The sequence below is a fragment of the Xanthomonas axonopodis pv. maculifoliigardeniae genome, assembly GCF_041519315.1.
Lineage (GTDB): Bacteria > Pseudomonadota > Gammaproteobacteria > Xanthomonadales > Xanthomonadaceae > Xanthomonas > Xanthomonas euvesicatoria.
In genome coordinates this window covers 2,670,672-2,695,539 of record NZ_CP167998.1, presented here as the reverse complement: position 1 = coordinate 2,695,539, position 24,868 = coordinate 2,670,672, and the positions used below count along the sequence as shown (strand labels likewise).

17 protein-coding genes, 1 tRNA gene and 2 other RNA genes are annotated in these 24,868 nt (G+C 66.9%); 11 read left to right on the top strand and 9 right to left on the bottom strand.

Translation table 11 applies throughout. The features are described from left to right. Positions 1–49 precede the first annotated feature (49 nt). Positions 50–126: non-coding RNA, sX9 sRNA (locus ACDH77_RS11770), on the bottom strand. A 187-nt stretch (positions 127–313) separates the two neighbouring features. Here ACDH77_RS11770 and ACDH77_RS11765 point away from each other — a divergent pair. Continuing rightward, the gene (locus ACDH77_RS11765; protein ID WP_372353460.1) at positions 314–4,708 is read left to right on the top strand and encodes a DEAD/DEAH box helicase; all 4,395 of its coding nucleotides are present in this window, start codon (positions 314–316) and stop codon (positions 4,706–4,708) included. Here ACDH77_RS11765 and ACDH77_RS11760 read toward each other — a convergent pair. Continuing rightward, a complete protein-coding gene (locus ACDH77_RS11760; RefSeq protein ID WP_372353905.1) occupies positions 4,648–5,253 on the bottom strand; it encodes a DNA-3-methyladenine glycosylase in 606 nt (201 codons plus the stop codon). The genes ACDH77_RS11765 and ACDH77_RS11760 overlap by 61 nt on opposite strands. A gap of 312 nt (positions 5,254–5,565) precedes the next feature. On the opposite strand from ACDH77_RS11760, the gene ACDH77_RS11755 reads away from it, so the two are divergent. Both ACDH77_RS11755 and ACDH77_RS11750 read left to right on the top strand, forming a co-directional pair. Beyond that, positions 5,566–7,224: a methyl-accepting chemotaxis protein gene (locus ACDH77_RS11755; RefSeq protein ID WP_031423071.1), complete on the top strand. Its 1,659-nt coding sequence runs from the start codon at positions 5,566–5,568 to the stop codon at positions 7,222–7,224. An 11-nt stretch (positions 7,225–7,235) separates the two neighbouring features. After that, positions 7,236–7,745: a chemotaxis protein CheW gene (locus ACDH77_RS11750; RefSeq protein WP_011347768.1), complete on the top strand. Its 510-nt coding sequence runs from the start codon at positions 7,236–7,238 to the stop codon at positions 7,743–7,745. Positions 7,746–7,787: 42 nt separating this feature from the next. On the opposite strand, the gene ACDH77_RS11745 is transcribed toward ACDH77_RS11750, so the two are convergent. The 4 genes from ACDH77_RS11745 to ACDH77_RS11730 all read right to left on the bottom strand — a co-directional run bounded on the left by ACDH77_RS11745 (position 7,788) and on the right by ACDH77_RS11730 (position 10,072). Beyond that, the gene (locus ACDH77_RS11745) at positions 7,788–8,894 is read right to left on the bottom strand and encodes a sensor domain-containing diguanylate cyclase (RefSeq protein ID WP_031423069.1); all 1,107 of its coding nucleotides are present in this window, start codon (positions 8,892–8,894) and stop codon (positions 7,788–7,790) included. Positions 8,895–9,176: 282 nt separating this feature from the next. Continuing rightward, on the bottom strand, positions 9,177–9,353 hold the full coding sequence (locus ACDH77_RS11740; RefSeq protein WP_008576117.1) for a hypothetical protein: 177 nt from the start codon (positions 9,351–9,353) through the stop codon (positions 9,177–9,179). Between the two features lie 149 nt (positions 9,354–9,502). Next, positions 9,503–9,578: transfer RNA gene (locus tag ACDH77_RS11735), tRNA-Ala, on the bottom strand. Between the two features lie 92 nt (positions 9,579–9,670). Beyond that, a complete protein-coding gene (locus tag ACDH77_RS11730; protein WP_003485983.1) occupies positions 9,671–10,072 on the bottom strand; it encodes an H-NS family nucleoid-associated regulatory protein in 402 nt (133 codons plus the stop codon). A 219-nt stretch (positions 10,073–10,291) separates the two neighbouring features. Between ACDH77_RS11730 and ACDH77_RS11725 the strand changes: the two genes are divergently transcribed. Both ACDH77_RS11725 and ligD read left to right on the top strand, forming a co-directional pair. Then, positions 10,292–10,468, top strand: coding sequence for a DUF3606 domain-containing protein (locus ACDH77_RS11725; protein ID WP_008576119.1), 177 nt, complete (start codon positions 10,292–10,294; stop codon positions 10,466–10,468). Between the two features lie 14 nt (positions 10,469–10,482). Further along, positions 10,483–13,101 carry a DNA ligase D gene (ligD, locus tag ACDH77_RS11720; protein ID WP_031423068.1) on the top strand — a complete coding sequence of 873 codons (2,619 nt, stop codon included), beginning with the start codon at positions 10,483–10,485 and terminating at the stop codon, positions 13,099–13,101. Positions 13,102–13,301: 200 nt separating this feature from the next. On the opposite strand, the gene rnd is transcribed toward ligD, so the two are convergent. Continuing rightward, the gene (gene rnd, locus ACDH77_RS11715; protein ID WP_031423066.1) at positions 13,302–14,393 is read right to left on the bottom strand and encodes a ribonuclease D; all 1,092 of its coding nucleotides are present in this window, start codon (positions 14,391–14,393) and stop codon (positions 13,302–13,304) included. A gap of 207 nt (positions 14,394–14,600) precedes the next feature. On the opposite strand from rnd, the gene ACDH77_RS11710 reads away from it, so the two are divergent. From ACDH77_RS11710 to ACDH77_RS11700, 3 genes are all read left to right on the top strand, one after another. Further along, positions 14,601–14,676, top strand: a non-coding RNA gene (locus ACDH77_RS11710) — sX9 sRNA. Between the two features lie 75 nt (positions 14,677–14,751). Continuing rightward, a complete protein-coding gene (locus ACDH77_RS11705) occupies positions 14,752–16,497 on the top strand; it encodes a formylglycine-generating enzyme family protein (RefSeq protein WP_065624894.1) in 1,746 nt (581 codons plus the stop codon). A 496-nt stretch (positions 16,498–16,993) separates the two neighbouring features. Further along, complete coding sequence (locus ACDH77_RS11700; RefSeq protein ID WP_008576125.1) at positions 16,994–18,256, top strand: virulence factor; 1,263 nt, start codon at positions 16,994–16,996, stop codon at positions 18,254–18,256. 292 nt (positions 18,257–18,548) lie between these two features. On the opposite strand, the gene xseA is transcribed toward ACDH77_RS11700, so the two are convergent. Beyond that, positions 18,549–19,886, bottom strand: a complete 1,338-nt coding sequence (gene xseA / locus ACDH77_RS11695) for an exodeoxyribonuclease VII large subunit (RefSeq protein ID WP_008576126.1) — start codon at positions 19,884–19,886, stop codon at positions 18,549–18,551. A 123-nt stretch (positions 19,887–20,009) separates the two neighbouring features. Continuing rightward, a complete protein-coding gene (queG, locus tag ACDH77_RS11690) occupies positions 20,010–21,077 on the bottom strand; it encodes a tRNA epoxyqueuosine(34) reductase QueG (RefSeq protein ID WP_008576127.1) in 1,068 nt (355 codons plus the stop codon). 24 nt (positions 21,078–21,101) lie between these two features. Between queG and ACDH77_RS11685 the strand changes: the two genes are divergently transcribed. The 3 genes from ACDH77_RS11685 (at position 21,102) to ACDH77_RS11675 (ending at position 24,857) form a co-directional block, all read left to right on the top strand. Then, positions 21,102–22,589 carry a bifunctional ADP-dependent NAD(P)H-hydrate dehydratase/NAD(P)H-hydrate epimerase gene (locus ACDH77_RS11685; RefSeq protein ID WP_008576129.1) on the top strand — a complete coding sequence of 496 codons (1,488 nt, stop codon included), beginning with the start codon at positions 21,102–21,104 and terminating at the stop codon, positions 22,587–22,589. Continuing rightward, on the top strand, positions 22,586–23,086 hold the full coding sequence (gene tsaE, locus ACDH77_RS11680; RefSeq protein WP_008576131.1) for a tRNA (adenosine(37)-N6)-threonylcarbamoyltransferase complex ATPase subunit type 1 TsaE: 501 nt from the start codon (positions 22,586–22,588) through the stop codon (positions 23,084–23,086). Before ACDH77_RS11685 ends, tsaE begins: the two co-directional genes overlap by 4 nt. 70 nt (positions 23,087–23,156) lie before the next feature. After that, on the top strand, positions 23,157–24,857 hold the full coding sequence (locus ACDH77_RS11675; protein ID WP_031423061.1) for an N-acetylmuramoyl-L-alanine amidase: 1,701 nt from the start codon (positions 23,157–23,159) through the stop codon (positions 24,855–24,857). Positions 24,858–24,868 lie beyond the last annotated feature (11 nt).

Here is a 24,868-nt window from a genome sequence, read left to right as displayed (position 1 = left end):
AAGGCGTCGCCTTGCCGACGGCAGAGGCCGCCACCATTGCGCTAAGAGCGGCTAACAAAACCTAGCGAGCAGCTGTCAGGTGGGCGCGGACGGCGCGCTCAGAACCGGAGTGTACGAGTGGTACATGCCGATTCCGAGCACCGGCCGCGCCCGCCTGGCGGCTGTGCAGTCGTTTGTAGCCGCTCTAAATCGTTCACTGCCGGCCTGGCCCGTGGCTTGTCTGGACCGCTGCGCAGCCCCATTGATTATGGTTCCGCCGAGTTACATCCGCGCGCCTTGCCGTCATGATGAGCAATGGTGTCGGGCATTGCCAATGCATCCTGTCCTGCAACACTTCCATCCAGTGGTCGCTGCGTGGTTCGCGCAGACCTTCGCTGCGCCGACACCGGCGCAGGTCGCCGCGTGGCCGGCGATCCAGGCCGGACGCCACACGCTGGTGGCTGCGCCGACCGGCTCGGGAAAGACGCTGACGGCCTTCTTCGCCGCCATCGATGCATTGATTCGCGACGGGCTGGCCAACGGCGGTGCGTTGCCCGACGAAACCCGTGTGGTCTACGTCTCGCCGTTGAAGGCCTTGTCCAACGACATCCACCTCAACCTGGACGCGCCGTTGCAGGGCATCCGTGCGGCGCTGGTCGCCGGCGGCTTGCCGGATGTGCCGATTCGTACCGCGGTGCGTACCGGCGATACCCCGCAGCGCGAGCGCGCGCAGGCGCGTCGCACGCCGCCGCATATTCTGGTGACCACCCCGGAGTCGCTGTACGTACTGTTGGGGTCGGCATCCGGGCGCGCGTCGCTGCAGCATGTGCGCACCGTGATCGTCGATGAAATCCACGCGGTGGCGTCGGACAAGCGCGGCAGCCACCTGAGCCTGACGCTGGAGCGCTTGCAGCGGCTGGTCGCGCAGCCGATCACGCGGGTGGGGCTGTCGGCCACCCAGAAGCCCATCGAAACGGTGGCGCAATTCCTGGTCGGTGTCGACGCAGACGGCGTGCCGCCGCCGTGCGAGATCGTCGATATCGGCTACACCCGCAAGCGTGATCTGGCCCTGGCGTTGCCGCCCACGCCGCTGAGCGTGGTGATGTCCAACGACCAGTGGCTGCAGGTGTATGCCGATGTGGCTGCACTGGCGCAGCAACATCGCACCACGCTGGTGTTCGTCAACACACGGCGCATGGCCGAACGCGCGGCGCGGCATCTGGGCGATCTGCTCGGCAAGCAGCGCGTGTCGGCGCATCACGGCAGCCTGTCGCGCGAGACGCGCCTGCTGGCCGAGCAACGGCTCAAGGCCGGCGATCTCACCGTGTTGGTGGCGACCGCATCGCTGGAACTGGGGCTGGATATCGGCGATGTCGATCTGGTCTGCCAGCTCGGTTCGCCGCGCTCGATTGCCACCTTCCTGCAACGCGCCGGGCGTTCCGGACACAAGGTCGGCGGCACGCCCAAGGCGCGCCTGTTTCCGCAGACCCGCGACGAACTGGTCGAATGCGCCGCGCTGCTGGACAGCATCCGCCGCGGCGAACTGGATGCCTTGCGCATTGTGACGGCGCCGGTGGATGTGCTGGCGCAGCAGATCGTTGCCGAAGCCGCATGCGAAGACTGGGACGAAGATGCGCTGTTCGCGCTGGTGCGGCGCGCGTGGCCGTTCGCCGGGTTGAGCCGTGCCACCTTCGACAGCGTGGTGCGCATGTTGTGCGATGGCTTCAGCACCCGCCTCGGTCCGCGCGCCGGGTATCTGCATCGCGATGCCGTGCACCGGCGCCTGCATGCACGGCGCGGTGCGCGCATGACGGCGCTCACTTCCGGCGGCACCATTCCCGAAACCGGCGACTACAGCGTGGTGCTGGAACCGCAGGCCGAAAAGATCGGCACGGTGAACGAGGATTTCGCCGTTGAAAGCCTCACCGGCGATGTGTTCCAGCTCGGCAATGCGAGCTACCGCATCCTGCGCGTGGAGGCCGGGCGCGTGCGCGTGGAAGATGCCAAGGGCGCGCCGCCGAACATTCCGTTCTGGCTGGGCGAAGCGCCGGGTCGCAGCGATGAGCTGTCTGCGGCGGTGTCGCGCCTGCGTGGCGAGATTGCCGCGCGGCTGGACACCGCGCCGCACCAAGCCGCGCGCGACTGGCTGCAGCGCGAGCTGGAGATGTCCGCCGAAGCGGCGCGGCAACTGGTGGATTATCTGGCAAACGCTTGCACGGCATTGGGCGCGATGCCCACCCAGCAGTGCCTGGTGATGGAGCGCTTCTTCGATGCCAGCGGCGGTACCCAGCTGGTCATCCATTCGCCGTACGGCAGCCGCATCAATCGTGCGTGGGGGCTGGCGCTGCGTAAGCGCTTCTGCCGCACCTTCAATTTCGAATTGCAGGCGGCGGCCACCGAAGATGCGATTGTGTTGTCGCTGTCGACCAGTCATAGCTTTGCGCTGGAAGAGGTTGGTCGTTACCTGCATTCGTCGTCGGCCGAGCATGTGTTGATCCAGGCATTGCTGGACGCACCACTGTTCGGCGTGCGCTGGCGCTGGAACGCCACCAACGCAATGGCGCTGCCGCGCTTCAGTGGCGGCAACAAGGTGGCGCCGCAGTTGCAACGCATGAAGTCCGAAGATTTGCTCGCCACGGTATTCCCGGACCAGGTGGCCTGTGCGGAGAATCTGGTCGGCGAACGCGAGGTGCCTGACCACCCGTTGGTGGCACAGACCCTGGAAGATTGCCTGCATCACGCCATGGATAGCGACGGCTGGCTGCAGGTATTGCGCGGCCTGGAATCGGGCGCGGTGACGCTGGTCGCGCGCGACCTGGCGGCGCCGTCGCCGCTGGCCGCCGAAGCCTTGAATGCGCGTCCGTATGCATTTCTCGACGATGCGCCACTGGAAGAACGCCGTACCCAGGCCGTGCAAAGTCGCCGCTACACGCCGCAGACCAGCGACGACCTGGGCCAGCTCGATCCGCAGGCGATTGCCGCAGTGTGCGAAGAGGCCTGGCCACAGCCGCGCGATGCCGAAGAAATGCACGAGGCATTGGTGGTGCTGGGCGTGTTGCCGGTCGCAGAGGCTACCGACGCGCAGTGGCAGGCATGGTTGGCCGCGCTGGCCGCAGCGGGTCGTGCCAGCTGCATTGCCTTGCACGGCAGCCCGGCGCTGTGGGTCAGCGCCGAGCGTATCGACTGGTTCTTGCCGTTGTATCGGCAAGCAACTGTGCAGCCGCCGTTGCAGGCGCCGGCCGATTGCCGCGTTGCCGACTGGCAGCGCGACTGGGCGGTGCGCGAACTGCTGCGCGGGCGCTTGTCCGCGGTCGGCCCGGCACAGGTGCCGGCCTTGTCCCACGCATTGCAGGTACCGGAAGCAGAAATCGCGCTCGCACTGGCGGCCTTGCAACGCGAGGGCTACGTCATGGCCGGGCAGTTCAATGCGCATGTGCAGGCCGAAGAGTGGTGCGAGCGCCATCTGTTGGCACGCATCCACCGCTACACGCTGGGGCGCCTGCGCCGCGAGATCGAACCGGTATCGCAACGCGATTACGCGCGTTTTCTGTTCGAGTGGCAGCACGTGGACAGCAGCAGCCGGGTGGCTGGGCCGGATGCGCTGGCCGGTGTGGTGGGGCAGCTCGAAGGCTTCGAGGCGCCTGCGGTGCTGTGGGAGAGCGAGCTATTGCCTGCGCGCATCCGCGACTATCAACCGGCCTGGCTGGACGAGTTGTGCACTGCCGGGCGCACGCTGTGGGCACGCCTGCGGCCCGGCGGCGGCCGCAGCGGCGCTGCACTGCGCAGTACGCCGATCGTGCTGCTGCCACGACGCGAAGCGCAGCGTTGGAGCGCGTTGGCGCGCGATGCCGACGACGCGCCATTGGGCTCCCGCGCGCAACGGGTCATGCAGGTGCTGCAGCAGCAAGGCGCGCTGTTCTTCGACGAAATCGCCGACGCGGCACATCTGATGAACACCGAGCTGGAAGATGCCTTGAGCGAGCTGGTGATGCGTGGCCGCGCGCATTGCGACAGCTATGCCGGCCTGCGCGCGCTGCTGGTGCCTGCGTCCAAGCGACCGTCGGCACTGTCGCGGCAGCGTCGCCGTGCCAGCGCACTGGGCATCCGCGATGCGGGCCGCTGGGCACCGGTGCGGGCGCTGCCCGACCTGCCGCTTGCCGAAGCCGCGCAGCGCCATCAGGACATGCTCGAACACGTCGCGCGCACGCTGCTGCGGCGCTACGGCGTGGTGTGCTGGCGGCTGCTCGAACGCGAGGCCGCATGGCTGCCGCCATGGCGGGAATTGCTGCGCATGTATCAACGGCTGGAAGCGCGCGGCGAAATCCGCGGCGGGCGGTTTATCGCCGGGCTGTCCGGCGAGCAGTTTGCGTTGCCGGACGCGATTGCGGCCCTGCGCCGTGTGCGCGCGCAGCCCTTGCCGCAGCAGTGGATCTGCGTCAGTGCCAGCGACCCAAGCAATCTGCTCGGCAGTCTGCTGCCGGGCGAGCGGGTCGCGCGCGTGCCGGGCAATCGCGTCGCTTCGCTGGATGGGCTACCGATGGCGGTCTGGGCGGCAGACCGCTTCCAGGCCTTGCAGGAGCTCACCCCCGAGCAGGCCGAGCAGGCGTTGCGTCTGCTACAGCGCGGACCGGGCGCGGCCGAGCAATCGCCGATGGAGCGCTGGTTGGCTCAATCGCCCGCGGGCGCCGTGCCTTTTCCGGTCACGCGCGGAAGCGGACGCGACACATAGCGGCTATCTGCAACCACCCAGCGCCATGGCGCGTCCACGGCCTTGCGGATGCCGATACGCGGCGTTGCCACTGGATGGGAGGGGGGCGGCACGCCGTTGTCTTCGATCCAGAGCCGCGCGGCCGCAGTGCTGAGATCCAGCCCATTGTCGGCGGCGGTCACGCCGAACGCCTGCGCCAGGCGGCCTGGGCCGGTGGTCAAGGCGGTGACCGGCGCGGCGCCGCGCGCGGCCTGCATGCGATCGATACCGGCCAGCGGTTCCAGTGCGCGGAGCAGCACCGCATGCCCGGGCGCACCGCCGCACACCGCATTGATTGCCCAATGCATGCCATAGATGAAATACACATACAGGTGCCCCGGCGCACCGAACATCACCCGCGTGCGCGGAGTCATGCCGCGGAACGAGTGCGCGGCCGGGTCGTCGCTGCCGCAGTAGGCTTCCACTTCGGTGATGCGCCCGCGGCGTCCGTCAGCACTGACCAGCACCTTGTTGAGCAATTGCGGCGCGACGTGGCGGGCATCGTGGGCATAGAACGTGCGGGGCAAGGGCTTTGCAGGCATGGCCAAAGCATAGCTGCGCAGACGTGATGTCCCAGCGGTGTGGCCTGGACAGCGCACGGGCGGGGGTAGGGTTTTTCCGAATATGGGCGGTGATGAGCGCGTGATCTGTCACAAAAGCGCAGATTCGATTTGATGAATAGGCACTCCGGCTCTGGATGCATCTCAAGCGCGTTTTGTCGTCGCCGATAGCCATTAGCGATGGGTTAGACCCGCCGTATCGCCATGCGCGGTACGCGCAGCGCCATCGCCTTCCTGTAGCGCATGTCGCCCACGCATCCTTCTTGAGAGAACTCCCCAATGTTAGGCAACTTCAGAATCGGAACCAGACTGATCGTGGCATTCCTGATCGTCTCGGCCATCGGCGCATGCATCGGGTGGGTGGGCTATTCCAACTCCGGCCGCATCAGCGCGCTGTCGACGTCGTTGTACGAGCGCGAGTTGCTCGGCATGTCCCATGTTAAGGAAGCCAACATCAACCTCATCTATGCCGGCCGCGCGCGCGCCAACCTGTTGTTGGCCAGCAGTGCAGAAGAGCGCCAGTCGCATGTGCAGAACATCGACAAATACACCGCCAAGGTGGTCGATCACATGGCCCGTGCGCGGGAGAGCTTCCAGAGCGAGGAAGGCAAGAACAAGCTGGCGCAATTCGATCGCGCCTGGCAGAAGTATCTGGACGAGCGCGGCCGCTTCATCGAAGTCGCCAACCGCGAAGCGTTGCGCGAGGCCAATCCGGAACTGGCCGCGCTCTCGCGCGCGGTACGCGCCAGCTCGGACGAAGTGGATAACCTGATGACCGACCTGAGCGGCCTGCGCGAGCGCAGCGCCGCGGCGGCCAACGCCGAAGCCGATGCGATCCACACACGCAGTTCCAGGCTGTTGGTGGCCATCATCTGCAGCGGCGTGTTGCTCGGTGCCATTCTCGGCGTGGTGATCAGCCGCAGCGTCACCGGGCCGATCCGCCGCGCGGTGGCGGTGGCCAACGGCTTGTCGGAAGGCGATCTCACCATGCGCATCGATGTGCATGGCCGCGACGAAACCGCGCAACTGCTCGAAGCGATGCGCACCATGGTCGGGAAGCTGTCGCAGGTGGTCGGCGAGGTCAATACCAGTGCCGAAACCCTCGCCAGCGCGTCGGAAGAAGTCAGCGCCACCGCGCAGTCGCTGTCGCAGGCGGCCAGCGAACAGGCCGCCGGTGTGGAAGAAACCAGTGCGTCGCTGGAGCAGATGACCGCATCGATCAGCCAGAACACCGAGAACGCGCGCATCACCGACGGCATGGCCACCCAGGCCGCGAAAGAAACCGTGGAAGGCGGCGAAGCGGTGGTGGCCACCACCCAGGCGATGAAGCAGATCGCGCAGAAGATCGGCATCATTGACGACATCGCGTACCAGACCAACCTGCTTGCGCTCAATGCCGCGATCGAAGCCGCGCGCGCCGGCGAACATGGCAAGGGGTTTGCCGTGGTCGCCGCCGAGGTGCGCAAGCTGGCCGAACGCAGCCAGGTGGCCGCGCAGGAAATCGGCGAGGTGGCCAGTTCCAGCGTGGAATTGGCCGACCGCGCCGGTCGTTTGCTGGATTCGATCGTGCCCAGCATCAAGCGCACCTCCGACCTGGTGCAGGAAATTTCCGCCGCCTCCGAGGAGCAATCTTCCGGCGTCAGCCAGATCAATTCGGCGGTCGTGCAGTTGAGCCAGACCACCCAGCAGAACGCCAGCGCATCCGAAGAGCTGGCCGCCACTGCCGAGGAAATGAGCGCGCAGGCCGAACAGCTGCAGCAGAGCATGGCGTTCTTCCGGCTGGGCGGGCAGGGCGCGCCGACTCCGCCGCCCAAGCGCGGCAAGCAGGTCGCTGCGCGTCCGGCGCGTGCGGCGGGTACGCGTGGCTGGCGCAGCAACGCAGCGCCGGCGTATGCGATGTCCGAGGGCCCGGACGAAGGCCAGTTCGCGCGTTTCTGAGAGAGCGACCAATGACCGCACCGACGCTTGATGTGATGCCCGGCGATGCCGATGTCGCCGCGCAATATCTGACCTTTCAACTGGATGGCGAAACCTTCGCCACCAGCATTCTCGGCATCCGCGAGATCATTCAATACCGCGCTCCCACACCGGTGCCGTCGATGCCGGATTGCGTGCGCGGGGTGATCAATCTACGCGGCGCGGTGGTGCCGGTGGTGGACCTGCAATCGCGGCTGGGGCGCGCAGACAGCACGATCGGCAAACGCAGCTGCATCGTGATTGTGGCCACCGAACAGGCGCAGGGCACGCAGGTGATTGGCGTGCTGGTCGATGCGGTCAATGCAGTGATCGAACTGGCCGATCAGGACATCGAAGCGGCGCCGTCGTTCGGCACGCATATCCGCCGCGATCTGCTGCGCGGCATGGGCAAGGTCGGCGAGCGCTTCGTGGTACTGCTGGAGATGGAGCAGGTGCTGCAGGTGGACGAGATCGCCGGAAACACCGACGCACTGGCGGCCTGAGCGACAGCCGTGCAGCAGGGCGATCGGCGCAGTCTGCGTCGATCAGGCCCGCAGCTGCCAACCGTCGAAGCCGTGCACGCGGTTGCGGCCATCGCCACGCGCCTGCTGCAACGCGTGCCGCGCACGGGCCAGCAGGGTATTGCTGTCGAGCGCGGTTGGCGTGGCAACGTCCACCACACCTGCGCTGAGCGTCAACGGGCCGGTGGGCCAGTGCGCGTCTTCCACTGCCTTGCGCAAGTCTTCGGCAGTGGCAAGGGCTGCAGATGCAGCGGTCTCCGGCAGCGCCACGCAGAATTGATCGCAGGCCAGACGCGCCACGAGTGCGTCAGCCGGAAGCTGCGCTTCCAGCAATGCAGCCACCTGAAGCAAGGTGGCATCGGCCGCTGCCGCGCCGGCCTGCAATTTTTGCCGCTTGAAGCCGTCCAGTTCGAGCAGCATGAAACCCAGGGGCGCATCGGCGGCAGAGCTGGGCGCGTCGGCAAGCGCGTGCAAAGCGTGCTCCAGCCCGGCGCGATTCCATCGCCCGGTGAGCGCATCGCGCAGTGCATCCAGCTCCACCAGCCGCGCGGCCTGTTGCAGTTCGATGGTGCTGACGACTTGCCTGGCCAAGGCTTGCAGCGCGTCGCGCTCGGTTACCGACAGGCGCCGCGGAACGCGATCCAGCACGCACAGGGTTCCCAGTGCGATGCCGTCCGGGGTCAATAACGGCGCGCCTGCATAGAAGCGGATCTGCGGCTCGCCTGTCACCAGCGCGTTGCGCGCAAACCGCTTGTCCAGGTGGGTATCGCCGACTTCCATCACCTGATCGGGTTCGAGGATGGCATGCGCGCAAAACGACAATTCACGCGGCGTCTCGCTCTGCTGCATGCCGAGCCTGGATTTGAACCATTGCCGATGGGTATCGACCAGCGAGATCAGCGCCATCGGCATCCGGCAGAGCGCGGCTGCGATCGAGGTGAACGCGTCGTAGCTCGGCTCCGGTGCGGTGTCCAGCAGGCGGTAGGCATGCAGTGCCTCCACGCGCTCATCTTCGTTGGCCGGCAGGCGCGCCCCCGGAATGGCGTTGACGCCTCCTGGCAGTAACGTTGCCTGGATCAGGTTCAACGCGGGTGCATCGGGTATCTGCATGCAAAGCACCACCGGGAACAAGGCGCCATCAAGGCGATGAGGGTTTGACGCGACAACGCACTGGCCGATGCGACTGCAACCTTGGCAAGGCACCGGTTCCCAGGGCAGCGGCATATCGGCGAGCGCCTGTCCGGATCTTGCCACAGGAACGCGTGGCTGGCCGGTGCCGGGCTTTCAGTCCCACGGACGCAGCGGTCTCAGCTGCACGACAGGGTGCAACGCGCCGCTGGCGATGCAGCAGGGAAGTTCACCGCATCGGCGTGCCGCGGCGCTGCCCGATGCCAGGCAGCATGCTTGGCCAACTCACTCTCCCTGGCCAGCCTTGCCGGTGGGGCGACGGCTTTGCTCGTCGTGCACCTTCAGGTCTTCCTGGCCCGGGCGTTGCTTGGCGGCATCGTCGTGCTTGCGGTCTTGCTGGCTCTCGGTCACGCCGTGCGCATCGTCGGCGACGTCATCGGGCTGCTGGTCTTTCTTGCTCATGGTGTGGTCCGCTGTGGAGTGAAGCCGGACGTTAGCGCGCGCGATGTGATCCCCACGCCACGGCGACCGGCCGGCCCTGCACCGCAACACCCTCAAAACGCGCAAGCCCCGGAAACATGACGTCTCCAGGGCTTGTGCGTTTGACTCGATGGTGGAGCGGAAGGGGATCGAACCCTCGACCTTCGCGATGCGAACGCGACGCTCTCCCAGCTGAGCTACCGCCCCACGTGCTTCGATTCTACCCACAAGCCGCGCGGTTCGCCAAGCGAAGGGCGCGGCCGACGGTGCGAGGCGGCACTGTCGTGCGGGCTATCGCCTTACTCGCGAACCAGCGGAAACTTGAGGTCCGGGTTCTTGGCCTTCCATTCCTTGTACGACACCGACCCTTCCCAGGCAGCGAAAGCCTTCGGCGTGCGGCCACGACCGGACCAGGTTTCGCCGGTGTGCGGTAGCTCGTACTTGGGCTTCACTTCGCTGCGGCCGCTCTTGACCACTTCCTTGCGCGCGGCAGTGGTGCCCAGGTAAGCGGCAATGTCGTTGCGCTGCTTGGTGTTGAAGTGACCGGCGAACTGCTCGAGCAGCGAAACGATGGTGGCATGCGCAGAGGATGCCTCGCTCGCGCGCTCGGTTTTCTCCTGTTCTTCCAGCTTCTGCAATTCGTCCAGCAGCTTGGCTTTGGCTTGCGCGATGGAATCCAGTTTCGAAGAGGTATTGCTCACAGAGGTATGGCCTCGGAATAAGAGTGGACACGCCGCCCGAAGGGCGCGCGGCATTATGGCATGTGGCCCGGGAGCGGCCGTTGTGGAACAGGGGCTTGCACATGGCGTGAACAGGCCTTTCACGACGCCTGTTCGAACGCTTTCGCATTGTCGCTACGGGCGCTGCTGGGCCGAAGGCTCACGTTAGCAGACCCGACCACGACGATACAGGAGCATGTCATGAGTGACGACAAACGCAACGTCGGTTCGCCAGACCGCGACCGCATCAACGTCAATGAAGCCTATGAGCTGCAGTACTGGACCAAGACCCTGGGCGTCAGCGCCGAGGAGTTGCGCGCGGCCGTGCAGAAGGTGGGGCCAATGGCCGCCAGCGTACGCCAGCACCTGGGCAAATAAGCGGAAGGTCCGTCATGAGCCTGAGCGAATATCGCCGCAAGCGCAGCTTTAACAAGACCCGCGAGCCGGAGCCGGGCAAGGCCCTGCCGCCGGGGCAGCGTGCGATCTTCGTGGTGCAACTGCACCACGCCAGCCGCCGCCATTACGACTTTCGCCTGCAGGTGGGCGATGCGCTCAAGAGCTGGGCGGTGCCGAAGGGTCCCAGTTACGACCCCAAGGTCAAGCGCATGGCAGTGGAGGTGGAAGACCACCCGGTCGATTACGCCAGTTTCGAGGGCGAGATTCCCAAAGGCGAATACGGCGGCGGGCATGTGGCGCAGTTCGATCATGGCGTGTGGGCCACCGCGGGCGACCCCGAAGCGCAATTAGCCAAGGGACATCTGCGCTTTGAGTTGTTCGGCGACAAGCTCAAGGGCGGTTGGCATCTGGTGCGCTCGGGCAAGCCGGCGCGGCAGCCGCAGTGGCTGTTGTTCAAGGACGACGATGCCTACGCCGGCACGTTGGAGGCCGATGACCTGCTGGCCGACGTCGCTGCCGCGCCTGCCGAGGATGTACGCCGCGCAGGCGCCGGCAAGACCCAGCGCAAGGCGCTGACGACCGTGCCGCCGCCGGCGGCGAAGAGGCGTGGTACCTGGGCGAAACAGGCGCTGGCGCTGAGCAATGCACGTCGCGCCGAGATGGAAGATGCCCCGTTTGCACCGCAGCTGGCCAAGCTGGGGCAGTCCCCGCCAGAAGGGGCGCAGTGGCTGCATGAAATCAAATGGGACGGTTATCGCATCCTGGCCACCGTGACCAACGGCAAGGTGAGGCTATGGTCGCGCAATGCATTGGAGTGGACCGACAAGACGCCGGAAATTGCCGATGCCATCCGGTCGCTGGGCCTGCGCAGCGCGCAGATCGATGGCGAACTGATCGCCGGACGCGGCACCAAGGACGACTTCAACCTGCTGCAGGCCACCTTGTCCGGCGAGCGCCAGGTGCCGCTGGCGCTGGCGGTATTCGACCTGTTGCATGTGGACGGGGTGGACATCAGCGAGGCGCCGCTGCGCGAACGCAAGCGGCTGTTGCAGCAGGTGCTGGAGGCTGCACCTCACACGCATCTGGCCTATAGCTCGCACGTCGAAGGCGATGGCACCGAGGCGTTCCGGGTGGCCGGGCAACAGCACTTCGAAGGCATCATTTCCAAGCGCGCAGATCGCCCGTATCGCGATGGGCGTAGCGACGATTGGCGCAAGACCAAGCAACTGGCCAGCCAGGAGTATGCGGTGGTCGGCTACACCGCGCCCAAGGGCAGCCGCAGTGGCTTCGGCTCGCTGTTGCTGGCCGCGCCGGACCCGGTGCATGGCTGGTTGTACGTGGGCCGTGTGGGCTCCGGGTTCTCCGGTGCCTTGATGCGCGAGGTCACCCCGCAACTGGAAGGTGGCGGGCGCAAACCCACCGCGCATATTCCCACCGAAGACACCGACCTGCGCGGCGCCACCTGGTTTGCGCCGCGCTTTGTGGTGGAGGTGTTCTATCGCGGCATTGGTGGGCAACAGTTGTTGCGCCAGGCATCGTTCAAGGCGCTGCGTCCGGATAAGCGCATTGCCGATCTGGCCGACAGCGATGCCGGAAACGGCCCGGCTACACCGTCCTCTGCCAGGCGTTCGGCAACAACGCGTGCTGCCAAAGACGCAGCAACGCAGGCGCCCAGACGTGCAGCGACGCGGGCAACAGCGCCTGCGCGCAAATCTGCGGTTGCCACACCTTCCTCGGCTGCGCTGCCGACGCTGTCCAGCCCGACCAAGCTGATCTACCCGGATATCCGCGCGACCAAGGGCGATGTCTGGGACTATTACCAGGCGGTGATGGATCACCTATTGCCGCAGATCGTGGGACGGCCGCTGTCCATCATCCGCTGCCCCAGCGGCGCCGAAAAACCGTGTTTTTTCCAGAAGCACCATACTGCCGGCTTCGAGCGTGTGAGCTCGGTCAAGCTGACCGAAGAGACCGGAACCAACGCGTATTACCTGGTGGTTGAAGACGCGCCTGGCCTGCTGGAACTGGTGCAATTCAATGCGCTGGAATTCCACCCTTGGGGCTCGCATGCGGACCGCCCGGATGTGGCCGACCGGGTGGTCTTCGATCTCGATCCGGGCCCGGACGTGCCGTTTGCCGAGGTCAAACGTGCGGCCAACGATATTCGCAAGCTGCTGGCGCAGCTGGAGCTGGAATCGTTCCTGCGTGTGTCTGGCGGCAAGGGGCTGCACGTGGTGGTGCCCCTAAACCCCGGCTGCGATTGGGAGGTGACCAAGCGTTTCGCCAAGGGATTTGCCGATGCCCTGGCACAGGCGCAGCCGCAGCGGTTCATCGCCACTGCCACCAAGCGACTGCGCAACAAGCGCATCTTCGTGGACTACCTGCGCAACGGCCGTGGCGCCACTGCGGTTGCGTCCTATTCGTTACGCGGCCGCCCGGGGGCGCCAGTCGCCTTGCCGCTGGCGTGGTCGGACCTGTCCAAGCTGCAGCGCGCCGATGCATTCACTTTGCGCGATGTCCCGGAGAAGCTGCGCCGTCGGCGCAAGGATCCCTGGGCAGACATGGACGGCATCCGGCAAAACCTGGCGCGCTGGGCAGAGCAGGACGAGGAGTGACGTGCTACGGCGCAGAGAATGCCGGCATCGCCGCGCGGGTGCGACCGGTAATGAAATCGCCGTGCGACGCAGGCGCTTCGCAAGGTCCTCACGCCTTCCAATACTGTTCGCGAGGCGGTCTTCGCCGGTTCGGCGCCGCTCGCCTGTACCTGACGAAGAGCCCGCATCGCTGCGGGCTCTGCGCCATCACCGCGGCAATCCTACGCCGCAGTGTCGTCCAGCAGCGGCATCAGCTGTGATTCCAGCAGGGCACGACGCCATTGGCCCAGCGCCGCAGGCCAGCTGCGTTGTTCCATCAGGGTTTCCAGGTGGCGGCGCGAGGCCAGCAGGCCGTCCGGCAGGCCGAGTTCGCGGCTACGCTGCGCCACCGCGTCCTGCAGCCGTTTGAGTACGGCCTTGTTGCCGTCGGTGGCGGCCTGCGCCAGCGGCGCGTGCTCTTCATCCGGCAGCGGGATGTTGAGTGCATCCCACACCGCGTTGGCAAGCTTGCGCGGCGCCTTGGGGAATTTGTCGAACTGGCGCAGCAAGGCTTCCAGATCGGCTGGCGGAAACCGCGCCAGCTGGCTGGCCAGCTCGTTGTCCAGGATCCAGCTGCGCGGGCGATCGCTCTGCCGCGCCTGCAGGTCGCGCCAACGCAGCAGCCGCAGCAGGCGTCGTTGCGCGGCCGGTTCCAGGAACTGTGCGGCACGCAGGCTCACATGCGGCCAGCGCTCGCCATCGTCGTGCTCCACCGTGGCGAGCAGGCGCTCGGCATCTTCGGCCAGCCAGTCCAGGCGGTCCTGTTCGGCGAGGCGGCGGGTGAGTTCGTCGTGGATTGCAAACAGGTAGCGCACGTCGTCGGCGGCGTATTCCAGCTGCGACGGCGATAGCGGGCGACGCATCCAGTCCGAGCGTGTCTCGCCCTTGGTCAGCAAGGTGCCGGTGACTTCCTGCACCAGTTTCTGGTAGCCCATGCCGCCGCCGACACCGGCCAGGGCCGCGGCGATCTGGGTGTCGAACAACGGCCGCGGCAAGGCGCCACACGCGCATTTGAATGTGACCAGGTCTTCGCTGGCGCTATGCATCACCTTGACGATGTCGGTGGCGGTCAACCACTCCTTGAGCGCCGCATTCATGCCCGGGATCAGCGGGTCGATCAGCAGGATCTCATCGCCGATGGCCATCTGCACCAGGGCCAGCTGCGGCCAGTAGGTGCGTTCGCGAATGAATTCTGTATCCAGGCCGATGCGCGACGGTCGCGCTGCCTGCAGGCGGTCAGTCAGCTCGGAGGGGTGGATGATCCAATGGGGCACGTGATTTCCGTCGGCGGCAAGGGTTTGCGCAGAGCGCGCAGAATAGCCTAACGTCGCGATCGCCTGTCGTGCGGCAGAGCACTGGAAGGAGCAGGTGGTGGGTGAGTGCGGTGACCGGATGGCAGCGTGGGCAATGGTCGCGCTGAGGGCGACTGGCAAAATTCCTGCGCAGCCAGCAGGCGGGCGCGGCCGCTGTGCGGAATCGGCATCTGGCACGCCTACGCTCCGGTTCCTGCGCGCCCGCCTTGCCCGCCCGAGCGCTGCGCGCTGCGTTTTGTTGGCCGCTCTTAGCCTGTGCGCCTGTTCGCGCACGCCCACGCCCGCGCCTGCGGCTGCGCCGCAACCGGCACCTGCCGCCGTGCCGAGCAAGCCGAACGTTTCCATCGGTGGCGAAGAATCCGCCGAAACCGTGGCGCAATGGCAACCGCCGGTGGTGGAGTTGGGCGACGAGCCCCTGGCGCAGGTGCGCAAGCGTGCCGACCAGGCATTGCGGGAAGACCGCCTGTATCGCGACGCCGGTGATGCGATCCCGTTGTATCTGGCGATCCAGCAGCGCGCCGGTGGCAAGGATGCAGCCAGCCGGCGTGGCCTGGAGCAGGCGCGTGACCGGTTGCTCGAACGCGGCGCGGCGCTGATCGCACAAACCGAGCGCCAGGATGACGCGTTGGAGCAGGCGCGTGAGGTGGCCTTCGTCGCGCTTGCCCTTGCGCCACAGGACCCGAAGGTGCGCGCACTGCAGCGCGAGGTGGAAACCGCGCAGCGCGTGCTGGCGTTCAACCGCGCCGGCGAAGAAGACCTGCGCGGCGGGCGGCTGGGCGAAGACGGCAATGGCGCGCTGGTGAATTTTCGCGATGCCGCGCAATTGGATCCCGACAACCCGCGCACCCGGCAGGGCCTGGCCGCCGTGGAAAGCGGCCTGCTGGAGCGCGCCGAACGGGCGGCGCAGGCGAGCGACTTCATCGGTGCCCGTTACTGGCTGCAGATGGCGGGGCAGGTACGCGATCGCGCGCCTACCATCGCCGATGCGCGCGCGCGGGTGGAACGCGTGCGCCGGGCGCAGATCGCGGCGTTGCACGACGCCGGTCTGCACGATCTGACCTCGCCGCGCGGGCTCAAGGCGGCCGGCGAGAAGCTTGCCGAAGTGTTGCGCATCGCCGACCCCGGAGATCCAGTGGCCGGCGATCTGCGCCGCCGGCTGGAACTGGCCACGCATTACGGCAGCTTCCGTCCCGGGCAGGTGTTCACCGACGGGCTCAAGGTCGGCGGGCGCGGGCCGCAGATGATCGTGGTGCCGCATGGCGCATTCCAGATGGGAGCCGGCGATGCGGAGCCGGGCGCTTCCGACAACGAGCGCCCCGCCCATTACGTGCGCTTCGCGCGCGGCTTTGCGTTGTCGATCACCGAGGTCACGGTTGCCGAGTTCCGCCAGTTCGTCGATGCCACCGGCGCACGCCCGCGTGCCACCCGGCGTGGGCATTCGGTGGTTTACGACGAGCGCAGCGGCAACTTCATCCGCCGCAGCGGCGTGGATTGGCAGTCCGACTACAACGGCGCCCAGGCCGCGCCCAACAGCCCGGTGATGCACGTCAGCATTCGCGACGCCGAAGCGTATGCGAGCTGGCTGTCGGAACAGACCGGCCGCCATTACCACGTGCCCAGCGAGGCCGAGTTCGAGTATGCGGTCCGTGCCGGCACCACCGGACGTTACCCGTGGGGCAACGCGGGCTCGCCGCCGGCCGACGCCGGTAATTTCACCGGCGGCAACGACGTTTCGCGCAGCGGCCGGCACTGGAACAACGGCTTCGTCGGCTACGGCGATGGCTTCTGGGGTCCGGCGCCGGTCGGCAGTTTTCGCGCCAACGCCTGGGGTCTGCACGATATGGGCGGCAACCTGAGCGAATGGGTGGCCGACTGCTGGCACGCCAGCTACCGGCGTGCACCGGCCGATGGCGCTGCCTGGTACAACCCGGGCTGCCGGCAACGCATGATCCGTGGCGGCAGCTGGGCCAATTCGCCGCAGCAGACGCGCGCGGCCTGGCGGCAGTCGCAGGACTCGGACACCACCAGTGCCCGTATCGGCTTTCGCGTGGCACGCGGAATCTAGCGACGACCTACGGCGGATGGGCGCGTCGATCGTGCGGTTCGTGACTGCAGGCTTCGGCTTGCCGTCGCTGTCGCCGCGAGCGCTTTCGGCTCGGCCCTAAAATCTGGGGACGCCTTGGCGGGGGCGTGTTCGCTCCGACAGAGTCGGCTCGGGGCGCGGCTAGGCGAGAAAGGCATCTGTCGTGCACGACGAGAAACTCGGCCAAAAGAGCGCTGCAGTCGCGCGAGCGCCTCTGGGGATCGAGGACCCGCGGACGGCGGGCGCTTCCATCCAGCAACGTTCCGAGGACGACGAACGCAAGCGAAATTTCCGAGGCGGCAATCCCCGGCCGTTAGCGGTGCAGTGGGCGCTTGCAGGCGATGCGCCGCGCTGACCAAGCGTTGTGCGCAAGGTGGGGTTCAGTTGGCTTAACAGCGATGAACACCGCGTGCATGCGCAGTGAAACCGGCCGTGTCTGCTGTGGTCAAATCGCAACCGCTATCAAGGGACTGCCGTCATGGGCATGGGGATCAAAATGTTTCGTTGGGTGATTGCGATCTTGCTGATCGGCGGCAGCGGCTATGCCGTGGCGCGGCATCTGCAGGACAGTAATACGGCTGGGCATTACGGCTCGGTCGAAGTTCTCCGCCCGGAAGGGACGCCCAAGGCGATGGTGATCCTGCTGCCCGACAGCGCTCATCCGCAAGACAGCCAGAAGCTGGCCGACCTGCTGAGCGACGATGGCGCGCTGGTGGCAGTGGTCGACACCGCAAACTATCGTGAACACGTGCGCTCGCACCAAGCCGCCTGCAGCTCGCTGGCCGACGATGCCGAGCGACTGGGCAAGAAATTGTTGCGCGCCGAACACGTCGATGCGTTCCTGCCGCCGGTGCTGGTGGGGCAGGGCGATGGCGCGGTGCTGGCGCGTCAGGCGGTGGCCTCGGCCGCGCCCGACGTGCTGGGCGGCGCGGTGGTTGCCGACGCCGGCACCAAGGATCCAGGCCTGGCGTGCTCGCGCGATCTGCCCAATGCCAGTCAGGGCTTCCTGGACGATCTGGCCGATGCATCCAGCCCGATGCAGATCGCAGCGGCCACACGCGGGCACTTCCTGGCTGCGCAGTCGCAGGGCCTGGGCGACCTGCCGCTAGTGGAACTCCACGCACCTGGCAGCGACCGTCTGGTGGTGATGTTGTCCGGCGATGGCGGCTGGCGCGAGCTGGATAAAGGCATTGCCGCGCAGTTGCAGCAGCAGGGCGTGTCGGTGGTGGGCTGGAATAGCCTGCGCTACTTCTGGGGCAGCCGCACGCCGCAGCAGGTCGGGGCGGATCTGGATCGGGTGATCGCCAGCTATCGCCAGCGCTGGCATATCCAGCACGTTGCCCTTGTTGGGTACTCGTTCGGTGCCGATGTGTTGCCGTTCGCCTATCCGGAACTGTCGCCCCAGCAACGCGCTTCGGTGCAGTTCGTCAGCCTGCTCGGCCTGGGCCACGAGGCCGACTTCAAGGTGCGCGTCGGTGGCTGGCTGGGCTGGCATAACGACGCCGAGCGCGATGTGGAGCCGGCCATCCAGGCGCTGGACGCGCACCGCCTGCAATGCATCTACGGCAACGAAGAAAAGGACACGCTGTGCCCGGAGCTGCGCGCACGTGGCGTGCAGGTGCTGGCGCGTCCGGGTGGGCATCACTTCGACCATGATCCGGTGGTGCTGGCCAATCTGCTGATGGAGGGCTGGCAGCATGCAGCGCAGACGCCGATGGCGGAAACAGCAAGCCGCTCCTGAAGCCGCTTGCAACCGACGAAGCGTTGCATAACGTTTTCTGGAGCGGTTGATCGACAAGCGGTGATCGGCACTGAGCACCTTCTTGCGTAGGTGCTCAACGTTGAAGTCCTGCTGGCGGCCCTGCTCCAGCGAAATCGCGGACTCGCCCGGCCCTGTGGCGTGTTTCGAAGGCGCTCTCTGGCACCGCGCCTATCCTTGTGGCACTCCGTGCAATGGGCATCTTCGAAGAGTTCATGTCAGCGCTTAGCGCCGGCCTTGCTGCGGGAGCGACGGCGCTGCGCATGGCTTGCGGTCAGCTTTCGCCAGACTCCACACGCACCTGGATGCTGCCATCGGCCAGCTGCGCGCGCAGGCGTTCGCCCGTGACCACCTCGGCGGCGCTGCGCACCACGCTGCTGTCGGCAGGGCGGGTCACGATGGCGTAGCCGCGCGCGACTGTGGCCAGCGGGCTGACCGCTTCCAGCGAGCGTGCAATGCTGCGCAGTTGCAGCTGATCATGCTGCAGGCGGCGTTGCATCGCCGCCTGCGGGTGCAGTGCCCGCAGGCGTTGCTGCAAGCCGGCCAGCTGGCGTTGCGGGTTGTGTGCTTGCAGCTGCGCTTGCCCACGCTGTAAACGCGCCTGCAAGCGTTCGAGCACCTGCGTCATGCGCGCACGCAGCTGGCGACCGGCGTCTTGCTGGCGGCGATGGAGCAGTTGCAGGCGCGCCTGCGGGCTCTGCGCACGCAGCCGCAGTGCCAGTCTGTCTGCGCGTTGCATGGCATTGCCCAAGGCGTGTTGCTGCAGTTGGGTCATGCGTGCCTGCGCACGCCGCACGCGCGCGACCAGCTCGCGTTGATCGGGCACCAGCAATTCGGCCGCGACCGAGGGCGTGGGCGCACGCACGTCGGCCACGAAATCGCTGAGGCTGAAGTCGGTCTCGTGGCCGACTGCAGACACCACCGGCGTCTGCGCGGCGGCGATCGCGCGCGCCAGGCGTTCGTCGTTGAAGGCCCACAGATCTTCCAGCGAGCCGCCACCGCGGGTGATCAGGATGACGTCGTAGCGCCCGGAAGCATCGGCGCGTTGCAGCAGTGAGGTGATCTGTGCGGCAGCGCTGTCGCCTTGCACCAGCGAGGGCAGTAGATCCACTTCGAGCAGCGGAAAACGCCGCGCCAGCACGCTGAGCACATCGCGCACCGCCGCGCCGCTGGGCGAGGTGATCACCGCCAGCCGCTGCACATGCGCAGGCAGTGCCTGCTTGCGTTCGGCATCGAACAGGCCTTCGGCGGCAAGACGCGCGCGCAGTTCGTCGAAGGCGCGACGCAGGGCGCCTTCGCCGGCTTCTTCCATATGGTCGAGCACCAGCTGATAGTCGCCGCGTGCTTCGTACAGGGTCACGCGCCCACGCGCGAGCACGCGCAGGCCTTCGCGCGGCTGAAATTTCAGCCAGGTGCTCTTGGGCTTGAACATCGCGCAGCGGATCTGCGCGCGCGCATCCTTGAGTGTGAAATACAGATGTCCCGACGCGGGACGGGTGACGCTGCTCAGTTCGGCTTCTACCCACACCAGCGGGAAGCTGCCTTCCAGCAGGTCGCGCGCCAGTGAATTGAGCTGGCTGGGAGTGAGGATCTGATCGTTGCGGTCGGCCATCGCTGCATTATCCCGTAGCGACGACGGTCATGGGTGATCTGCTGCGAATGCCGATGCCGCCGGTGGCTGCGCCGATCGCGTGCACGTGCAGGCCGCGGCTGCTGCATGCGCGACGCGTGCGGGTCAGAGGTCGTGTTGCGCCAGCGCCCAGCCAACGTGTTCGCGCACCAGCGCCGAGTCGTCGTGGCGACGCGCTTGCAGTGCGGCCAGGACCTCTGGCGTGCCAGGCGCATTGCCCAGGCCCACGGCAATATTGCGCAGCCAGCGCTCGTGTCCGCTGCGGCGGATCGGGCTACCCTCGGTGCGGCGCAGGAACTCGTCCTCGTTCCAGGCGAACAACTGCGGCAGCGTGGCCACGTCCAGGTCGTTGCGGGCGCGGAAATCGGCTTCGTCGGTGCGCTTGGCGAACTTGTTCCAGGGGCAGATCAGCTGGCAGTCGTCGCAGCCGAAGATGCGGTTGCCGATCGGCTTGCGCATGTCTTCGGGAATTGCGCCGTCGTGTTCGATGGTGAGGTATGCGATGCAGCGGCGCGCATCCAGCCGGTAGGGCGCGATGATGGCTTGCGTGGGGCAGATGTCGATGCAGCGCGTGCAGGTGCCGCAATGCGCGGTGGCGGGCGTGTCGATCGGCAGTGGCAGGTCGAGGTAGATCTCGCCGAGAAAGAACCACGAGCCGCCATGACGATCGATCAGGCAGGTGTGTTTGCCGATCCAGCCCAGGCCGGCATTGCGTGCCAATGCGCGCTCCAGCACCGGCGCCGAATCGACGAACACGCGGAACCCGAATGGGCCGATTTCGCCCTGGATGCGCTCGGCGAGCTTCTGCAGCCGGTTGCGCATCAGCTTGTGATAGTCGCGCCCCAGCGCATAGCGCGCCACATAGGCGCGGTTGCCGTCGTGCAAGGTGTTCCAGGCTTCGGTGTCGTCCTTGCGGCCGTAATCCATGCCAACCGACAACACGCGCAGGGTGCCGGGAACCAGTTCCTGCGGGCGCGAGCGTTTGTCGCCGTGCTGGGCCATCCAGTGCATGGTCCCGTACAGTCCTTCCTCCAGCCAGCTACGCAGATGCACCTCATCCTCGCCCAGCTCAATGCCGGTGATGCCGCACCGTTGAAAGCCGGCTTCGCGCGCAAGCACGCGAATGCGCGCAGCGGTATCGGCAGGGTCGGGGTGGGCAAGGGCGGCAGACATGGCGACAAGTATAGAATTCCCTGCATGTACGCACCGCTCGATCTTTACGACACCACCGCCGCGCGCACGCTCGATGCGCAGGCCACCACGCTGCTCGGCGGCGATGGCTACACCCTGATGCAACGCGCCGGGCAGGCGGCCTGGCAGTGGTTGCTGGAGCGCTGGCCGCAGGCGCGCCGCATCGTGGTGGTCTGCGGCACCGGCAACAATGGGGGCGACGGCTATGTGCTGGCGCGCCTGGCACACCGCGCAGGGCGTCAGGTGCGCGTGGTGCACCTGACCGAACACGGCCCCGGCTCGGATCTGGCGCAGCGCGCCTGTACCGACTACCTCGCCGTCGGTGGGGCAATCGAATTGTTTCCGTATCCGCTGGCGCAGGTCGATGTGATCGTCGATGCGCTGTTCGGCATCGGCCTGAATCGCGCACCCGATGATGCAACCGCCGCCCTGATCGACGCCATCAACGCGGCGGGCGTGCCGGTGTTTGCGCTGGATGTGCCCAGCGGCATCGATGCCGACCATGGGGTGGCCTTCGGTGCGGCGGTACGCGCAGCACTGACCTTGCAGTTCATCGTGCCGCATCTGGGGCTCTACACCGGCGATGCGCTGGAACATGCCGGCGAGCGTCAGATCGCCGCGCTGGAGGTGCCGCTTTCAGCGTTCGACGGGCTCACGCCAGCCGCACATAGTTGGAGTGGCGAGGCCCTTGCGGCGCAATTGCGCCCGCGTCGCCGCAACACGCACAAGGGCGAATCGGGGCGGGTGCTGTGCGTGGGCGGCAATCTCGGCAGCGGTGGCGCGATCATGCTGACCGCCGAAGCGGCGTTGCGCAGCGGCGCCGGGTTGGTGCAGGTCGCAACGCGCGCCGAGCATGTCACGCCGCTGCTGGCGCGCTGCCCCGAAGCGATGGCGCGTGCCGTGCAGGCCGATGACGACATCGCCACATTGACCGAGGCGGCAGATGCAGTCGCGCTCGGGCCCGGGCTAGGGCAGGACGCCTGGGCGCAGGCGTTGTGGCGTGCGGCGCTGGGCGCCGCTACGGCGGTGGTGATCGATGCCGATGGGCTGAATCTGCTGGCCTCCACCGACGTTGCAGCGTGTGGTCCGCGCATCTTGACGCCACATCCGGGCGAAGCCGGTCGTCTGCTTGGCCTTTCGACCCGACAGATTCAGCGCGATCGTCCGGCTGCTGCCGCTGCACTCGCAAAACGCTACGACGCCGTGGTGGTGCTCAAGGGCGCCGGCACCGTGGTCGCGTCGCCAGGTCACTTGCCGCGCATCATCGATGCGGGCAATCCCGGCATGGCGGTCGGCGGGATGGGCGATCTGTTGACCGGCGTCATCGCGGCATTGCTGGCGCAGGGATTCTCGCCGTTCGATGCCGCCAGCCTTGGCGCCTTGTTGCACGCCTGTGCCGGCGATGCGGCCGCGCACGCAGGCGAGCGCGGCCTGCTGCCCACCGACCTGCTTGCCGAGCTGCGCCGCCTCGCCAACGCTGGAGCCATCGCATGATCGACCTCAACGGACAGCTGCACGACGTGCAGGCCACCGAAACCCTGGGCCAGGCGCTGGCCGCCGTGCGACCGGCCAGCGCGGTGGTGCAGCTGCATGGCGACCTGGGCGCGGGCAAGTCCACGCTCGCGCGCGCGCTGTTGCGCGCACTCGGTGTCACCGGGCCGATTCGCAGCCCCACCTACACCTTGGTCGAACGCTATCCGCTGGCAACCGGCGATGAAGCCTGGCACCTGGACCTGTACCGCATTGGCCATGCGGGCGAGCTGGATTTTCTCGGGCTCGACGAGGGCAGTGCGAGCTTGTGGCTGGTCGAATGGCCGGAGCGCGGTGCTGGCGTGCTGCCGCCAGTCGATCTGGACGTTGAACTGGCCGTGGCTGGCGAAGGCCGCAGCGTTCGGTTGCTGGGCCGCAGTGCGATCGGGCATGCCTGGATGGAAAGGCTGTCCAAGCAGCCCCAGTTGCAGGCCCTTTTTGCCTCCTCACGAGAAGAATGAACGCCAGGTTATGGATTATTAAGGGAAATTGCCTTGCAATTCACACAGTTGGATGCTTGAATCCAGCGCCATGACACCGGGGATCCGCCAGTTCTTTCTTTCCGCCCTGACCGCCAGCTTGAGCCTGGCGGTTTTTGCTGCATGGGGCGGCGAAATCAAGGGGGTTGGCGTCAGTACCGGGGCCACCGGGACCCGTGCAGAAATTCAACTGGCCGGCAGCGGCGGCTTCAAAACCCTCTCGCTGGCGAACCCGACGCGCCTGGTTGTCGATTTTCCCGAATCCTCGGGCATGCGCGGTCTCAAGCTGCCGTCCGCTGCCGGATTGGTGACCTCGGTACGCACCGGTCAGCCGGTGCCTGGCACATTCCGTGTGGTGTTCGAACTGGCAACGCCGGTGACGCCGCTCAAGCCGCAGATGCAGACGCTGGGTAGCGTGTCGACATTGGTGATCGAATGGCCTGGCGATCCGGCGCCGGCGGCGGCCTCCGCCGTTGCTGCGGCTGCACTGACGGCAGCCCCGGCGCCGCGTCCGCTCAATGCGCAGGCCGAAGCTGCACGCGCAACGGCCGCCCTGGCCGCATCTGCGCAACGTGCCTCCTCGGTGCCGCCGTCCCAGCCGTCGACTCCGCCGCCTGCACCGTCTGTGCCGGCATCGGCGCTGCCCACTGTCACTCAGGCCCCGGTACCGACCACTGTCGCTACCGGTGTGCCGACGCCTCGGCCTGCCACCTCCGGTGCACCAGCGCCGACCGGCGTTGCCGGCAACACGCCGAACCGTGCCGCCGGGGCCGCTGCCAACGTTACGTCCGGCGCGGTGGTGGCGGGCAGCAGCGCATCTGCAGCTGCCATCTTGAATGGCGGCAGCGCACCGATGGGCGCAACCTCCGGTAATGCCGCGGCAAATGCCCCCAATAGCGCCTCGAGCGCGGTGGCTGCTGCAGGCGACGACGACCTGCCGCCGCGCCCCGTGCTGCCAAGCGAAGCGTCGCGGGTCAAGATGGCGCCGGGCATGCGGCCGTTGATCGTGGCGATCGACCCAGGCCACGGCGGCCAGGACCCGGGCGCCATGGGTCCCACCGGCAAGCGCGAGAAGGACGTCACCCTGGCGGTCGGCCGTGAACTGGCACGCCAGGTCAACGCCACGCCAGGCATGAAGGCCTACCTGACCCGCGATACCGACGTGTTCATTCCGTTGCCGATGCGTGCGCAAAAAGCCCGCGCCGCCAAGGCCGACATCTTCATTTCCATCCACGCCGACGCCGCCGAAAACCGCAGCGCCACCGGCTCCTCGGTGTACGTACTGTCGACCAAGGGAGCCTCGTCGCAACGTGCGCGCTGGCTGGCCGACAAGGAAAACGCGGCCGATCTGGTTGGCGGCGTGCGCCTGCAGCAGACCGAAAGCACCTTGGCCAACGTGTTGCTGGACCTGGCTCAGAGCGGCCATATGAAGGCCTCCGAAGATGCCGCCGGCCATGTGCTTGGAGGATTGAAGCGCATCGGCAACAACCACAAGCCGCAACTGGAACGCGCCAACTTCGCGGTGCTGCGCACCTCCGACATGCCGGCAATGCTGGTGGAAACCGCCTTCATTTCCAATCCGGACGAAGAACGCCGCCTGATCGATCCGGCTTATCAGCGCAAGATCGCTGGCGCCGTGCTGGACGGCATCGATACCTTCTTTACCCGCCAACCGCCGCCAGGCACGTTGTTCGCGGCACGTGCGCAGGCCGAAGCCGATGCAGTCAGCACCGTGGCCGGCGGCAGTCGCTGACCCGCTCGGCT

Excerpts from the sequence above, each read along its gene's own strand:
- ACDH77_RS11765 (WP_372353460.1), top strand. The coding sequence starts at position 314 with ATGCATCCTGTCCTGCAACACTTCCATCCAGTGGTCGCTGCGTGGTTC.
- ACDH77_RS11675 (WP_031423061.1), top strand. The coding sequence starts at position 23,157 with ATGACACCGGGGATCCGCCAGTTCTTTCTTTCCGCCCTGACCGCCAGC.
- ACDH77_RS11755 (WP_031423071.1), top strand. The coding sequence starts at position 5,566 with ATGTTAGGCAACTTCAGAATCGGAACCAGACTGATCGTGGCATTCCTG.
- ACDH77_RS11685 (WP_008576129.1), top strand. The coding sequence starts at position 21,102 with ATGTACGCACCGCTCGATCTTTACGACACCACCGCCGCGCGCACGCTC.
- ACDH77_RS11750 (WP_011347768.1), top strand. The coding sequence starts at position 7,236 with ATGACCGCACCGACGCTTGATGTGATGCCCGGCGATGCCGATGTCGCC.
- queG (WP_008576127.1), bottom strand. The coding sequence starts at position 21,077 with ATGTCTGCCGCCCTTGCCCACCCCGACCCTGCCGATACCGCTGCGCGC.
- ACDH77_RS11740 (WP_008576117.1), bottom strand. The coding sequence starts at position 9,353 with ATGAGCAAGAAAGACCAGCAGCCCGATGACGTCGCCGACGATGCGCAC.
- ligD (WP_031423068.1), top strand. The coding sequence starts at position 10,483 with ATGAGCCTGAGCGAATATCGCCGCAAGCGCAGCTTTAACAAGACCCGC.
- ACDH77_RS11725 (WP_008576119.1), top strand. The coding sequence starts at position 10,292 with ATGAGTGACGACAAACGCAACGTCGGTTCGCCAGACCGCGACCGCATC.
- tsaE (WP_008576131.1), top strand. The coding sequence starts at position 22,586 with ATGATCGACCTCAACGGACAGCTGCACGACGTGCAGGCCACCGAAACC.
- xseA (WP_008576126.1), bottom strand. The coding sequence starts at position 19,886 with ATGGCCGACCGCAACGATCAGATCCTCACTCCCAGCCAGCTCAATTCA.
- ACDH77_RS11700 (WP_008576125.1), top strand. The coding sequence starts at position 16,994 with ATGGGCATGGGGATCAAAATGTTTCGTTGGGTGATTGCGATCTTGCTG.